This is a genomic window from Sphaerospermopsis sp. FACHB-1194 (genome assembly GCF_014696235.1).
GTDB classification, from domain to species: Bacteria; Cyanobacteriota; Cyanobacteriia; order Cyanobacteriales; family Nostocaceae; genus Sphaerospermopsis; species Sphaerospermopsis kisseleviana.
Window position 1 is genome coordinate 21,352 of sequence record NZ_JACJPU010000037.1, and the last position, 14,848, is coordinate 36,199.

The 14,848-nt window shown below is 40.7% G+C and carries 14 protein-coding genes and 1 pseudogene; 4 read left to right on the forward strand and 11 right to left on the reverse strand.

The window, feature by feature from the left end; genetic code table 11:
- Positions 1 to 21 precede the first annotated feature (21 nt).
- The 10 genes and pseudogenes from H6F45_RS18990 to H6F45_RS19035 all read right to left on the reverse strand — a co-directional run bounded on the left by H6F45_RS18990 (position 22) and on the right by H6F45_RS19035 (position 6,877).
- Positions 22 to 237 carry a DUF4139 domain-containing protein gene (locus H6F45_RS18990; RefSeq protein WP_347237750.1) on the reverse strand — a complete coding sequence of 72 codons (216 nt, stop codon included), beginning with the start codon at positions 235 to 237 and terminating at the stop codon, positions 22 to 24.
- A gap of 31 nt (positions 238 to 268) precedes the next feature.
- A pseudogene (locus H6F45_RS18995) lies at positions 269 to 475 on the reverse strand (DUF4140 domain-containing protein); the annotation flags it as partial.
- A gap of 200 nt (positions 476 to 675) precedes the next feature.
- Positions 676 to 1,617: a LysR family transcriptional regulator gene (locus H6F45_RS19000; RefSeq protein WP_137666641.1), complete on the reverse strand. Its 942-nt coding sequence runs from the start codon at positions 1,615 to 1,617 to the stop codon at positions 676 to 678.
- A gap of 560 nt (positions 1,618 to 2,177) precedes the next feature.
- Positions 2,178 to 2,963 (reverse strand): BMC domain-containing protein, encoded by a 786-nt coding sequence (locus tag H6F45_RS19005; protein ID WP_096571305.1) that lies wholly within the window; start codon positions 2,961 to 2,963, stop codon positions 2,178 to 2,180.
- A 49-nt stretch (positions 2,964 to 3,012) separates the two neighbouring features.
- Positions 3,013 to 3,795 (reverse strand): transferase, encoded by a 783-nt coding sequence (locus tag H6F45_RS19010; protein WP_190348086.1) that lies wholly within the window; start codon positions 3,793 to 3,795, stop codon positions 3,013 to 3,015.
- Positions 3,758 to 3,988 carry a hypothetical protein gene (locus H6F45_RS19015; RefSeq protein WP_190348087.1) on the reverse strand — a complete coding sequence of 77 codons (231 nt, stop codon included), beginning with the start codon at positions 3,986 to 3,988 and terminating at the stop codon, positions 3,758 to 3,760. The genes H6F45_RS19010 and H6F45_RS19015 overlap by 38 nt, the downstream gene beginning before the upstream one ends.
- 6 nt (positions 3,989 to 3,994) lie before the next feature.
- Positions 3,995 to 5,650 carry a ribulose bisphosphate carboxylase small subunit gene (locus tag H6F45_RS19020; RefSeq protein ID WP_096571309.1) on the reverse strand — a complete coding sequence of 552 codons (1,656 nt, stop codon included), beginning with the start codon at positions 5,648 to 5,650 and terminating at the stop codon, positions 3,995 to 3,997.
- A gap of 165 nt (positions 5,651 to 5,815) precedes the next feature.
- Positions 5,816 to 6,118, reverse strand: coding sequence for a EutN/CcmL family microcompartment protein (locus H6F45_RS19025; RefSeq protein WP_096571311.1), 303 nt, complete (start codon positions 6,116 to 6,118; stop codon positions 5,816 to 5,818).
- Positions 6,119 to 6,124: 6 nt separating this feature from the next.
- On the reverse strand, positions 6,125 to 6,469 hold the full coding sequence (locus H6F45_RS19030; RefSeq protein WP_096571313.1) for a carbon dioxide-concentrating mechanism protein CcmK: 345 nt from the start codon (positions 6,467 to 6,469) through the stop codon (positions 6,125 to 6,127).
- 99 nt (positions 6,470 to 6,568) lie between these two features.
- The gene (locus H6F45_RS19035; protein WP_006276527.1) at positions 6,569 to 6,877 is read right to left on the reverse strand and encodes a carbon dioxide-concentrating mechanism protein CcmK; all 309 of its coding nucleotides are present in this window, start codon (positions 6,875 to 6,877) and stop codon (positions 6,569 to 6,571) included.
- An 872-nt stretch (positions 6,878 to 7,749) separates the two neighbouring features.
- On the opposite strand from H6F45_RS19035, the gene H6F45_RS19040 reads away from it, so the two are divergent.
- The 4 genes from H6F45_RS19040 to H6F45_RS19055 all read left to right on the forward strand — a co-directional run bounded on the left by H6F45_RS19040 (position 7,750) and on the right by H6F45_RS19055 (position 13,622).
- The gene (locus tag H6F45_RS19040; RefSeq protein WP_190348088.1) at positions 7,750 to 9,606 is read left to right on the forward strand and encodes an NAD(P)H-quinone oxidoreductase subunit F; all 1,857 of its coding nucleotides are present in this window, start codon (positions 7,750 to 7,752) and stop codon (positions 9,604 to 9,606) included.
- A 137-nt stretch (positions 9,607 to 9,743) separates the two neighbouring features.
- The gene (locus H6F45_RS19045; protein ID WP_096572803.1) at positions 9,744 to 11,243 is read left to right on the forward strand and encodes an NADH-quinone oxidoreductase subunit M; all 1,500 of its coding nucleotides are present in this window, start codon (positions 9,744 to 9,746) and stop codon (positions 11,241 to 11,243) included.
- Positions 11,244 to 11,465: 222 nt separating this feature from the next.
- Positions 11,466 to 12,596 carry a CO2 hydration protein gene (locus tag H6F45_RS19050; protein WP_190348089.1) on the forward strand — a complete coding sequence of 377 codons (1,131 nt, stop codon included), beginning with the start codon at positions 11,466 to 11,468 and terminating at the stop codon, positions 12,594 to 12,596.
- Between the two features lie 120 nt (positions 12,597 to 12,716).
- Positions 12,717 to 13,622, forward strand: coding sequence for a hypothetical protein (locus H6F45_RS19055; RefSeq protein ID WP_190348104.1), 906 nt, complete (start codon positions 12,717 to 12,719; stop codon positions 13,620 to 13,622).
- 42 nt (positions 13,623 to 13,664) lie between these two features.
- Here H6F45_RS19055 and nadA read toward each other — a convergent pair whose 3' ends face one another.
- Positions 13,665 to 14,627: a quinolinate synthase NadA gene (gene nadA / locus H6F45_RS19060; protein WP_137666649.1), complete on the reverse strand. Its 963-nt coding sequence runs from the start codon at positions 14,625 to 14,627 to the stop codon at positions 13,665 to 13,667.
- Positions 14,628 to 14,848: the final 221 nt, after the last annotated feature.

The following is a 14,848-nucleotide window of genomic DNA, read 5'->3' on the forward strand; positions in this document are numbered from 1 at the left end:
AACTTCGCTTAATTTGATCCTCTAAATCTCCAAACCCAAAACCGTTAAATCTGATGGATGCTCAACAATAAACTGATAATAAACCTCCTGCTGTTCCTGCGATGCAAGCAAAAGATCCCATTCCAAAATACCCATTTCACCTAACTGAATCTGCGGGTTAGAACGAGTTAACCGCACCTTAATTTGCTCATGACGACTCACTGGTAATTGTTCTGTTAATTGTGGTTTTATATTGATGAATTTGCTTAGTCAACTGTGCTACCTTTTATCCTACAGGTTCAGTAGTATAAATGCGATCGCTGCTGACTCCCAGCAACCGCACCCCTACCGTACCAGCACCATTTACCCGCACAGACTCCGTTTCCAAAGTCACAGGCAAAGGTGTAATTAATAACTCTCGTTCTTCTCCTGTTAAGGATATTACACCTCTTCTTGTAACCAAAGCTTTGTCACCATAGACTGTGACAGATACAATCTAGCTTTGTATTGTTTTACGCCAAGATGATAATTCCGAGTTTACCATTGCCAGTTTTCCACCATGTTTAACAGTTACCAGTTATCACTGTCACCTTTTGCCTGTTCACTGGTTTAATAATTATGTTGGTTAATTGTCAATGGTTTCCTGTTGCACCGTCAAGCAGTAAGGAAGTTTTGAATGTAAATTTGATGCAAATTTTATGACGGAAGTTGCTCAACCTTAATACTGAGAGGAGCAATTTCCTGTTCCACAATTTTCCTTGCTGCTTCTAACAGATACTCGTAATAAGTACGAGCAACAATAGATAATTGTTTACCTGCTGGATAAGCTATATACCAAGTCCGCTTAATGGGAAAATGCTGGACATCCAAAATACTAAACTCATGGGCATCCGTCAACAAAGTATGACGAGATAGCACCGAAATTCCCAAGCCTCCAACTATAGCCTGTTTTATTGCTTCATTACTCCCTAATTCCAATTTCACCTTGACCTTCACCCCATGTTCATCTAAGAGACTTTGCACAGCGCGGCGTGTGCCGGAACCAGGTTCGCGCATAATAAATGGTTCTTCTCCCAGTCGTTCTAAAGGAATATTTTTTTCCTTTGCTAACGGATGCCCAGCGGGAGCAAAAACCACTAAAGGATTTTCCAAAAAAGGTTGACAATTGATATCCAAATGATCTGGAACTTGACTCATAATATACAAGTCGTCCAAATTAGTAATCATCCGATCTAAAATACCTTCATGATTTGTTACCTGTAGCGAAATATCAATTCCCGGATAAAGTTGGCAAAACGGACCCAACAAACGGGGAATAATATATTTAGCTGTGGTAATTACCCCCAAACGCAATTGACCTTGTTTTAGCCCCTTTAAATTCGCAACAGTCATTTCAAACTGGGCGATAGTGTCAAAAATCTGGCGACAAGTGGCAAATAACTGATGTCCCGCTTCTGTTAAAAATAAGCGTTTTCCCACCTGTTCAAACAATGGCAACCCCACAGATTTTGTTAGTTGCTTGATTTGCATTGATACAGTCGGTTGGGTGAGAAATAACTCTTCAGCAGCACGGGTAAAGCTACCGTGTCTTGCAGCGGCCTCGAACACCTTCAACTGGTGCAGTGTCGCTTGGTTCAAGGTGATTCTCCTCTAATAGCAGTTAATAGATAACTTAATTTGCTAGTTGTGTTAGAAGTTCAGAAGTTCAGAAGTTCAGAACCAAGAATTAAGTTTTTCTCCTACACCCCTACACCCTGACTTTTTTGTAACTAGCAACTTGGGTTAGATATATTAGTCAGCAGTAAGATTGTGACAACTCTTGTTTTACAAAGATTGTAGAATTTGAGATGATCCTCATTATCTGCCGACTACTATATATATTTAGTATTACTTAACACTGACATATTGTGTAGTGGCACACATATTAAAGTTATGAGTGTAAGTATAGGGAAAAATCTATCCTCGCTATCAGAAGTGTAGTATTGGACTTATGGAATTGAAAAGATATGATCAAAACAACACAAAACGTAAGATTCCTTCTAACCCAAGATGAATGCTGAATATCGAAAATATAGCAGAAGACAAGAGGCAAAAGGCAAACGTAAAACCTTTGTCAAAACTAGGTTTGAGTTTTCAATCATGTCTTAAAGTTCTTGTCCACAGCTACATATAATTGATTATTCACCATTCATCATTCATCACTCATCACTCCAAAGTTCTTCCTTAACCTTAACAGGCAATTTCGCTAAATCAGGTAATTCCACAGCTTCTGCATCAACAATTTTATCCTTGATATTCAAGGGTATATTCACTGGTTGACGTTCTTCCACCCAGCAACTAGCCACAGGCAAGGTTTGTTCCAACTCATCCAAAGGTCGCGGAATCACCATGACAGCGTTTAACTCACCAATCCTTTCTGCCTCATACATTCCCGCTTCTACAGCAACAGCCACATTAGCCACCGTACCCCGAATAATAGCGGTACACAAGCCCGCACCAATTTTTTCATAGGAAGCTAAATGGACATCTGCTGATTTCAGCATAGCATCACAAGCCCCTACCATTGCCGGAAAACCACGAGTTTCCACCAAACCAATCGCTTGATTACTCAAACGGCTGTAACTGCCATCCTCCATTATTTGCGTGAGACGGTTAATAGGTAGAACTATATCCAAATTGGGATAAGGCCGAGGAATAACCAAACTAGACACCAATTGTCCAAACTGTTCTGCTGTTTGTACACCAGCTTCCACAGCTAGACGTACATCAGCAATATTACCCCGAACAATAGCCGTACAGTGACCACTACCAATTTTTTCATAGCCGACTAAATGAACACCAGCCGACTTGAGCATCATATCAGCCGTGCCAACAATAGCCGGAAAACTGAGAGTGGATACCATACCCAAGGCTGCATCCTTGAGGGGATCGCGGCGACGTGGTGCATGGATGGTACTAAGAGAGCGTTGGTTGTATGTTTCCATCATAAATTCACCAGGATTCTCGCAAAGGCAGACAACTAACAAATAACACTTACTCTGAAGAATTTTCAGAGTTTTGGTTACTCAAGGGTTGCCGATTGGGAAACAATGTAGTCAATAGTCTATTAATGCTTCCTTGTCCATATATCTGTGTTCCAAAAATTTGAGAACTTTCAGTGTTAGCAGGACTGGGTTCGGGTGCTTGAGAGTTAGTTTCTGGAGAGCCTGGGAGAGTTGTTTCTGTAAGAGTAGAGTCAGTAACCAGGGGAGTTGCTGCAACTGGAGGCGACTGGCTTTTAGGAGTGGGAGAAGGTGGAGGTACGGAAGTAGATTCTTGTTTAAACTCTACAAAAGCCACAGCAGAGAATTGAGTAGAAGTAACTACTTTTTCCTCTGGGTTCTCTGGTTCTGCTTCTGGGGGATTTGTCACCGTGGTATCAGAAGAAGTTTCTACCGTTGGTTGATTTTGATTTTCATCAATTTGCCGACTGCTATCTCCCAGAATTGAACCTGATGGTACTACTTGCTCCGGTGCGACGGAACAGTTAAACACTGTCGTAGCAGCACCAATACAAGCATTAGCCCCAATTTTGCCTTGGCCAACCATCAAAAAGCCGGCTCCCAGGTTTGCTCCTACTTCTATTTCTAGGATACCCTCATTGACTTGGAGAATTGACCCCATGCCAATACAAACCCCAGGACCAATAATAATTTTACTGTTGGCAGCTGCTTGGAGTATTACCCCTGGTGCTATTACGGCGGTTTCATGAATATTGACATCGCCACTCATAAAAAAATCAAAACTGTTGCCCAGGCGTAGCAGCGGCACAGACATGGAATTTATTACCTCGGAAGCCGGAAAAATTAATGTTGAATATTTTGAGATAGGTAGGTGGGGGAAGCAGGGGAAGCAGGGGAAGCAGGGGAAGAAAAATTAATTCTTTATTCTTAAATTCTCCTGACTCCTGACTCCTGACTCCTGACTCCTGACTCCTGACTCCTGACTCCTGCCTTCTGTCACCTATCACCTAAAATTATGGACGCTGAATAATTGCTTCTAACACGCGGCGTTTTGCTGCGGTGTCGATTCCAATTAAACGCACGTATTCACCTGGATATTCAGAGAGGCAAGCTTCTACAGCAGCGATCGCATCTCTTTCTGTTCTCGCTTCAATTTGTCCGGCACTCGCCCAAGTACCTGTACGGAAACGGCGCTGGTCTACGTGTTCTACGCTAATTTTCAACCCACCTTGTAACAACTGTCTCAGTTGATCTACAACTTCTGCACTTAAACGGGTGCTAGTTACGGTTGCAGTTCCACCACCATAAGAAGCTGCTGCTGGTTTCGCTGTGCCAGAAGATACTACTTGTCCGTTAGGACGTTGGATAATGGTTTCTAGTACGCGACGTTTAGCTTTAGCATCAATGCCAATTAAACGTACATATTCCCCCTGATGGGAAACCATACAATCTTCTAACGCTGCTACTACCTCATTAGCAGAATTTGTTTCAATGGGTTGGCAGTTTTGCCATGTACCTGTACGGAAACGACGCTCATCCACGTGTTCTGTACCAATTTTGTAGCCATTAGCCAAAAGTTGGCGAATTTGGTTAATGGTTTCGGCACTGAGGCTACCACTGGCAACAGCACCGTTACCATGACCATTGCCGTTGTAGCTGCTGTAAGATGTAGCCGCCGGAGCTTTAAAGCTAGATGTACCGTTGCTAACTACACCATCAGGACGTTGAATGATGGTTTCTAATACCCGTTTTCTACCATTGTCAATGCCGAACAACCGCACATACTCGCCACTGTGGTCTACTAAACAAGATTCTAAGGCTGCGATCGCCTGCCCTAATGACCGGGTTTCAATAGCCTTACAGCTTTGCCAAGAACCTGTGCGGAAACGTCTTTGATCTACGTGTTCTGTGCCAATTTTATAACCTTGTTCCAGTAGATAGCGCACTTGCTCTATCGTTTCTGCACCCAATTTGCTTGCCACTTCACTACTCCTATCCAATTCTTCAACGGTAATGCTTGTATAAGATTTTGCCCCAGAAACATTCAGTTCATCCCGAATTGGGGTAATACACTTGAGATCCTCTGCACAGCGATAACCAGCCCGCAAAGCCTGATTTATCCCCACAACGTGGTGAGCAAATTGCTGATCCTGATCTTGTACATCTGGCAGACGATCCGCTTGTTGCTGGGTCGTAATAATAGAACCAGAAGCTACGTATTTCCCCGGAGGAATTTCTACATCTTGTATTAATGCGTGCATCATGACGATGCAACCTGCTCCGACTCTGGCGTTAAAGACAGTGGAGCGAAAACCTATAAAGCAACTGTCCCCAACATAAGCTGGTCCATGAATCAGCGCCATGTGGGTAATAGAAGCATTTTTACCAATCCATACCGAGTATTTTTCGCCATCATCACCAATTACTCGGCCTTGCTCCAACCCATGAATGACTACACCATCTTGAATATTAGTATTTTCACCAATATAAAAAGGTGTACCTTCATCTGCTCTAATCGAAGTTCCTGGAGCAATAATCACATTCTGACCCAGGTGTACATCCCCAATGAGATTACAAGAAGAATGTACAAATGCGGTTTGATGGATATCTGGTTCAGCTAAACTCCTAGACCACGGGGTTGGGGGTGCCGCCGTGCTGCGGACTGCCATTGTGAGATTCCTCCTCAAATATGCTTTTTGTCAGTGGTTAGAAGAATAAGGCAAAAGGCAAAAGGCAAAAGGCAAAAGGCAATAAATTATTTTTATTCTCTCTTCCTGTTCCCTGTTCCCTGTTCCCTGTTCCCTGTTCCCTGTTCCCTGTTCCCTTTTTTCTGACTATCTATATTGATCTTTTTTGCTGTAAATGAAACGATCTTCAACGTGAATGGTATCTATTATCGCCACTACTGCTGCATCTAACGGACGTTGTTCGTTACCAAGAACTTGACGAGCGGCACTGCCTCTACTGACAAGTACCCACTCATCTACTCCTGCTCCCACACTATCGGCTGCTACCTCATATTCTGAGAGGAGATTTCCGTTTTCATCTACTAATTGCAACATTAGTAGTTTTACACCCCGCAGACTCGGATCTTTTTGGGTGCTAACTACTGTGCCACGCACTTTAGCAATTTGCATTCTTAATTATTGTCTGCTTCTGAAAGGACGAATTCCGCTTACACCTTCCCGGAATTGTTCAACATCCTCTGTATATCTAATTGGCAGTACATATTCCAGGTTTTCGTGAGGACGAGCAATTATGTGTGTAGACAACACTTGTCCACCGTTAACTCGTTTCACGTTTTCTACTCCTGCTGCTACAGAAGCTTGGACTTCGGAAACGTCACCACGCACAATAACTGTTACCCGACCGCTACCAATTTTTTCATAGCCTACTAAGGTAACACGAGCCGCTTTTACCATAGCATCAGCAGCTTCTACTACTGCTGGAAAGCCCAGGGTTTCCACCATTCCCACTGCAATTGACATTATTCTTTTATCCTTAAATCAAATTTTTCAACAAACAACAAACAGACAAATTTTCCACGTAAGCAAGCAAATCCTTTAACCACTTTATTTTAAAAGTGTTTAGGTTCGGAACTGTTCTACTGCTTCTGTGTACCGAATCGGTAATACATATTCTAGGTTTTCGTGGGGACGAGCAATGATATGAGTAGACAAAACTTCACCACCATTGACTCTTCTTGCGGCTTCAATTCCCGCTGCTACTGAAGCTTGTACTTCAGATACATCACCCCGCACAATTACGGTAACACGCGCACTACCGATTTTTTCATAGCCTACTAAGGTAACACGGGCTGCTTTTACCATCGCATCCGCAGCTTCTACTACTGCTGGAAACCCTTTTGTCTCAATCATTCCAACTGCAATTGGCATCGCAGAACTCCTAAAAATTTAATACAATCTGTACTATGGGTGTATTTTTTTGACGGGGATGCTCATTTTGAGCATTGAAGAAAAATACTTCTAAAATTAAGGATATGAAACCTTGGCATCCCTGGCAACATAAATTACTATAATAGTTTATGATAAAATACTTTTAAAAAACTTAACAAAACTTAATATACCCAAAAAATACATCAAAGTTCACGGTTTCCTAGAGTGGCCACTTATGCTTTATAATTTTTTTATTACTTTAAAAAATCACATTCATAGCCAGGGCTAATCTGAACTACTCAGGATTGAACAAAGGCTGTATATTTTACTGTCTCAGTCTTTCCTTGATTTTTGCTATTGGCACAGATATTGAATGAACAATATATAAGATTTTTAAATATAAAGTATAAAATTCTTTTTTCAAAGTAGGAAGACAAATGTTCCATCAGATGATTAAAGAAGATAATTAGTCAGCATTCAGCTATCAGTAATCAGTTTTAACCTAATTATAAGCAGAGAGGTTTTTGATGAAATTAAAAGTTTGCCCAATTCCACAATACAAATTTACCGACTGGCTTTTGTCCTTGTTTTTTTTAACAAGATTGCTGAATACTGAAAATCAGTAAATGCTGCGAAATCTGTAAATTTTGTAAATTTTGTAAATTTTGTAAATTTTGTAAATTTTGTAAATTTATATCTAACAGCCCGTGAATAGCGCAGGTGAAAGTAAAAATAAAGTAAAAATACTGATTCAAGCGTTTTGAGAAATAGTTAAGAAAAACTTGATTTTTTCAAAATTAACATTTTTTAAGCAAATGATTGATTTAAGGCTGTTTAAGAAACCAAAGACTGAGTCGTCAAGGAAAAATTAAATGAATGAAGTTCTATTTTTCACCAGTTGGTTTATACCTTTTTATAACTTACTAGGGGCAATTTTAACACTGCCTTGGGGCATTGGGTTAATTCAACGTACAGGACCTAGACCTGCTGCTTACTTGAACTTGTTGACGACCTTACTAGGTTTTATCCATAGCCTGATTGTATTTCGAGACATCTGGAACAGAGACCAAGAAAATTTATTAATTACTTGGTTTCAAGCTGCGGATTTTAAGTTAACCTTTGCTTTAGAACTGTCACCAGTAAGTATTGGGGCAATAGTTTTAATCACAGGATTAAGTTTATTAGCTCAAATTTATGCCCTGGGTTACATGGAAAAAGACTGGTCTTTAGCCAGATTTTTTGGACTGCTGGGATTTTTTGAAGCCGCTTTGACTGGTTTAGCGATTAGTGATTCTTTGTTCCTCAGTTATGCCTTGCTGGAAGTTCTCACCCTTTCTACTTACTTGTTGGTGGGTTTTTGGTATGCTCAACCCTTGGTAGTCACAGCAGCGCGAGATGCGTTTTTAACCAAGCGTGTGGGAGATTTATTATTGCTGATGGCTGTTGTCACGCTTTCCACCCAAGCTGGTAGTTTGAACTTTTCTGACTTGTATGAGTGGGTACAAACCGCTAATTTAAGTCCATTAACATCAACATTACTGGGTATAGCTTTGATAGCTGGTCCTGCTGGTAAGTGCGCCCAATTTCCCCTACATTTGTGGTTAGATGAGGCAATGGAAGGACCAAACCCGGCTTCGGTAATGCGAAACTCTTTGGTAGTGGCTGGTGGTGCTTATGTTTTGTACAAGATTCAGCCCATATTAGTTCTATCCCCTGTGGCGCTCAATGCCTTGGTAATTATGGGTACGGTGACTGCGGTGGGTGCAACATTGGTGTCAATAGCCCAGATTGATATTAAACGGGCTTTATCTCATTCTACAAGTGCTTATATGGGATTGGTGTTTTTGGCAGTGGGTTTAGAACAAGGTGGTGTAGCTTTGATGTTGTTGCTAACTCATGCGATCGCCAAAGCCTTATTATTTATGAGTTCCGGTTCCATCATATATACCACCCAAAGTCAAGACTTAACAGAAATGGGTGGTTTGTGGTCAAGAATGCCAGCTACTACCACCGCCTTTGTAGTTGGTTCAGCAGGGATGGTGACATTATTACCCTTGGGTAGTTTTTGGGCAATGTTGGCTTGGGCTGATGGCTTAATCAAAGTTAACCCTTGGGTGATTGCAGTTTTAGTTTTGGTTAATGGCTTGACAGCTTTAAATTTAACCAGAGTTTTCCGGCTCATCTTTTGGGGAAAACCACAACAGAAAACACGCCGCGCCCCAGAAGTCGGTTGGCCAATGGCTTTGCCAATGGTGACTTTAACTATCATCACCCTGCTAATACCAATGATGCTTCAGCAATGGTACTTACTACCAAACTGGGAAAGTATTGATTGGTACATTGTATTAGCTTTGATGACTTCCACGGTCTTAGGGGTGGTGATTGGCTCAACGATTTACTTGCATAAAGGTTGGTCAAGATCCACAATTCTGGGCTGGAGATTTTTACAAGATTTACTAGGGTATGATTTTTACATTGATAGAGTTTATCGCTTCACCATAGTTAGTGCAGTAGCATTATTGTCCAAGATATCTGCATGGAGCGATCGCTATTTAGTGGATGGGTTGGTAAACTTAGTCGGCTTTGCCACTATTTTTGGCGGACAAAGCTTAAAATACAGCATTTCCGGTCAATCCCAAGGTTATATGTTAACTATCCTCGTTGTGATCAGCCTTCTTGGTTTCTTTATTAGCTGGTCCTTGGGTTTACTGGATAAATTGCCTTTTTAGGGGACTGGGGACTGGGGACTGGTGACTGGTGACTGGTGACTGGGTTATTTACCTCCCCTACTTCCTCTACTTCCCCTACTTCCTCCTTCCTGACTCCTGAACTCCTAAACTCCTAAACTCCTGAACTCCTCATTATGATGCTAAGTACATTGATATTGCTGCCGTTACTGGGTGCAGCTTTAATTGGTTTCTATCCCGCTACTCTGAGTGGGAAAATTGCCCGTAAAATAGCTTTGGCCTTGGCGGTAATTATTTTTCTGTGGACGGTTTTCCTGACAATTAAATTTAATCCTGGGGAAGTGGGAATACAGTTTGCTGAGTCGTTACCTTGGATAGATGCGTTAGGTTTAAACTATAATTTAGGTGTAGATGGTTTATCCTTGCCATTGCTGTTGTTAAATGGACTTTTAACAGGTATTGCCATCTATAGTAGTAATGAATCTCTTCAACGTCCTAAATTTTATTACTCCTTGGTGCTGCTGCTGAGTGCAGGGGTGACAGGAGCTTTTTTAGCACAGGATTTATTGTTATTTTTCCTGTTTTATGAATTGGAATTGATTCCCCTCTATCTTTTGATTGCTATTTGGGGTGGTGCAAAACGGGGGTATGCTGCTACTAAGTTTCTGATTTATACTGCGATTTCGGGAATCTTAATTTTAGCTAGTTTTTTGGGCATGGTTTGGTTGAGTCATTCTCCTAGTTTTGGACTAGCAACTTTAAATGCTCACACTCTACCTTTAGCCACTCAACTATTATTATTAGCAGGAATTTTAGTTGGGTTTGGCATTAAAATTCCTCTCGTTCCTTTTCATACTTGGTTGCCCGATGCCCACGTCGAAGCTTCTACACCAATTTCTGTTTTATTAGCTGGGGTATTGTTGAAATTAGGAACTTATGGTTTACTCAGATTTGGGATGAACTTGTTACCCCAAGCTTGGGAATATCTAGCACCAACGTTAGCAACTTATGCGGTGATTAGTGTATTGTTTGGTGCATCCTGTGCGATCGCGCAAACGGACATGAAAAAAATGGTAGCCTATAGTTCTATCGGACACATGGGCTATATTTTATTAGCAGCAGCAGCAGCAACACCCCTCAGCGTCTTGGGTGCTGTCATGCAAATGGTGAGTCACGGTTTAATTTCTGCGTTGATGTTTCTCTTGGTGGGGGTTGTGTATCAAAAAGCTGGTAGCCGTGATTTAGAAGTAATTCGGGGATTACTGAACCCAGAAAGAGGAATGCCAGTGATTGGTAGTTTGATTATTTTAGGAGTCATGGCCAGCGCAGGTATACCTGGAATGGTGGGTTTTATTTCCGAATTTATTGTATTTCGGGGTAGTTATGCAGTTTTTCCTGTACAAACCCTGTTATCAATGCTGGGAACTGGTTTAACGGCGGTTTATTTCTTAATTTTGGTAAATCGTGCCTTTTTTGGGCGGTTATCTGAGCAAGTGATGAATTTACCAAGAGTATATTGGAGCGATCGCATTCCTGCTTTAATCTTAGCTGTGTTAATTGTGGTTTTTGGCATCCAACCATCTTGGTTAGTACATTGGACCGAAGCGACAATTCAAGGAATGGTAAATACTCCCAGCTTAGTGGCCACTGCATCAGTAGATCAAGGGGAAAGAAATTAAAAGGTGTAAGGTCTGTAGTAGAGTTTTAGGTAAGAATTCAGGAGTCAGGATTCGTAGGGGCGAAGCTTATGGGCGATAATTTAACGGAAAAATCAGACATCTAGATATCCCATAAGCTTCGACCTGCCCCCATAAATAGGTTCCATAATTTCTTTTATGGAGATGTCTTTTTTATTTATCTTATTTAGACGTAGTTATTGTTGATGTTCTGGAGAAACACTAATGGTTAATACCAAAAACAAACCCGTTGATCATCCCTTGAATGAGTTTATTCAGCGTTTACAAACTGGACAAGCTTTACTGAAAGATAGCCCAGAAAATGTTTTAGAAGTAGTGGGTATTCTGAAAAGTTATGGTGTGGTTTTAGATGCTTATTCCCAAAATCTTATTTACATTGCTGAACATCAGTTTTTAGTGTTTTTCCCATTTTTGAAATATTTTAATGGTAAAGTTTCTGTATCTCAATTACTGCGTCATTGGTGGCATGACAGAATTAATTTTGAGTATGCAGAATATTGCATGAAAACCATGATGTGGCATGGTGGTGGTGGCTTAGATAATTATTTAGATAGTAAAGAATTTGCAGAAAGAGCAGAAGCAGTAATAGCTGCTAAGTTTAAGTATAATCCTTTAATGTTAGGAATTAACAATCTGTTCCCTGATTTTTTAATTGAACAGTTGCGAGTATCTGCCTATTATAGTGGTTTGGGTCAATTTTGGCGAGTCATGGCTGATATTTTTCTCAGCTTATCAGACCTTTATGATCAAGGTAAAATTAAATCAATTCCTGAAGTTGTCGAACATATTAAAGCAGGTTTGGTAAAAGATGCTTTAAGACCTATTACCTACGATGTGAAAATTGGCGGTAAAGTCTATGATATTATTCCTAAATCAGTTGGTTTAAAATTCTTGCCAGATACCGCAGTTCCTTATGTAGAAGCGGTATTTTTCCGGGGAACTCCCTTTTTAGGAACTGTTTCTTTAAACGCCCAAGCATATCAAGTTCCCCCAGATCAGGCAAGATTTCAATATGGTGCTTTATATGCAGATCCTTTACCTATTGGTGGTGCGGGTATTCCTCCCACATTGTTAATGCAAGATATGCGCCATTATTTACCAGATTATTTACATGAAATTTATAAGCGTAGTTTGCGGGGTGAAGATGATCTGCGTGTACAAATTTGTATGAGTTTCCAAAAATCAATGTTTTGTGTCACCAGTGCTGCTATTTTAGGATTGATGCCTTATCCTGTAGATACAGAAGATCAATCTGAGCAAACAGCGAATCGGGTATATTTAGAAAAGTGGATGGATAGATTTAAAACTTCTCGGTTATTAGAAGTAAATGAATAGTACATAGGTACAGACAAAAGTTTGCTTTAGACTAGGTGAAGTTAGTGACAACAGAGTGCAAAATTAATGATAATGAGTTAGTTCATAGGTCAGGGTGCGAGAGTGATCACTCAATCTCAAATGGTAGATAGAATCAACGATATAGCTTGGCAAGCTCACCAGGGCAGCGTTGCCGCTATTATTCAGGTATTGAACGAAAGACTCGTGATGTGTGGTGTCAGAACTAGAGCGATCTTTGCCGATGGTGTGTTACAAATTTTATGTGAAGCAGCTACGGTAGAACAACTTGAGCAGTCTACCTTGGTAGCCAACATCCAGCAAATTTTAGAGTCCATTGCACCGCGTAACATTCGCAAAGTCAAGATCAACAGTCGCATTGTGCGGGAAGAGCAATTATTATGGTTGGAGGAAATTAACCGCAATAGCGAAAATCAATTACTTTGGTCACAGGAAATTACTTTATCTCAGCCTAGTCTTTTCCAGCAATTAATTCAAGATTTTACAGCAGCCTATACTGAGTTTGGAAAACCGATTTTACCTAAAGCTCAATCTTTACTTACTAACCAGGATAAAAACAAAGATACAATCAAGAAGCTGATCATTGGATCAGTTAGTTTGTGTGCATTACTTTTGCTGGCTGCTTTGTTTGATGAACGTTTAGGTAATTCAATAAAAAATCTGATACCATTAAAAATTTCTCCTTCTGTAAAAACCGCAGGTGAAGTTAAATCAGAAGTATCATCCTCTCATGCTCAAAAAAGCCCTGCTCAATCGGCAAATGATACATCTGATGACAAATTTGCAGATGCAGTGAGACTTGCTAATCAAGCCTCTGCTGCTGGTAAAACAGCTGCAACTTCAACTCAGTGGTTGGAATTAGCTGCTATATGGCAAAGGGGTTCTGATTTAATGAGTCAGGTTCCACCTAGTCATAGCCGATATCAAGAAGCACAAATTCGTACTAAGTTATACAGGGAATATAGTAAAGCTGCTGAGAAAGAAGCAGAAAAAATGGGTGATTGGTGATTGGTGCAAAATATTTCCCTCCTGCCTCCTGCCTCCTGATGGCTAAACACTCATTTCTAACATCCGTTGCATGGGTTTGAGTGCTGCCAGACGGATATCCTCTGACATGGTAATTTCAGGGGTGCGGTTTTTCATGGCTAGGTACAGCTTTTCTAAGGTATTTAACCGCATAAATGGACATTCGTTACAATTGCAGTTATTCTCAGGAGGGGCAGGAATAAAGTGTTTACCCGGTGCTAATTTTTGCATCTGGTGGATGATTCCTGGCTCTGTAGCCACGATAAACTCATGGCTAGGGCTTTTTTGACAATAATTCAATAAAGCCGCTGTAGAGCCGATATAGCTGGCGTGACGTAAAACGCTGGTTTCACATTCTGGGTGAGCGATCGCCTCTGCTTCTGGATGTGTAGTTTTTAACTCAACTATTTTCCTTTCCGAAAATGTCTCATGGACAATACAGCTACCTTGCCATAACAGCATATCCCGTCCTGTTTGCTGCATTACGTACCGTCCTAAGTTCCGATCTGGTGCAAAAATAATCGGTTGTTCTTTGGGTATTTGCTGGACAATTTTTACAGCGTTGGAACTGGTGCAGATAATATCGCTCATGGCCTTGATTTCGGCAGAGCAATTAATGTAAGAAATTACTAGATGGTCTGGGTGTGCGGCTTTAAAAGCTGCAAACTGATCTGGGGGACAGCTATCAGCTAAAGAACAACCAGCATTTAAATCTGGTAATAGTACCAATTTATCAGGATTGAGGATTTTTGCGGTTTCTGCCATGAAGTGAACGCCAGCAAACACAATCACATCTGCATTTGTCTGTGCTGCTGCTCTTGCTAATTGTAAAGAATCACCAATAAAATCTGCAATATCCTGTATATCTGGATCTTGATAGTAATGCGCTAATATCACCGCGTTGAGTTCTGTTTTCAGATCCTCAATAGCGGCAAATAAATCTAGTGGTAGTGTACCCTGTAGTCGAGCGAGTTTAGTTGTAAACACAATTAAGAACTGCTTTTGATTACAAATTGTTACTTTATGGATTCAATTATAGTAGTTTTTACCAAAAATGGTAGACAATTGATGAGGGTAATTTTTGACACTCTGCGGTCTAAAGACACGCAGATTCTTTAAGACTTGCTCAAAAGGGATAGTCAATTATCCCCCTACGCGCTCAAAACAACTACCAGTACGACAGGTATTGCAATTGCGTTTACTTTTAT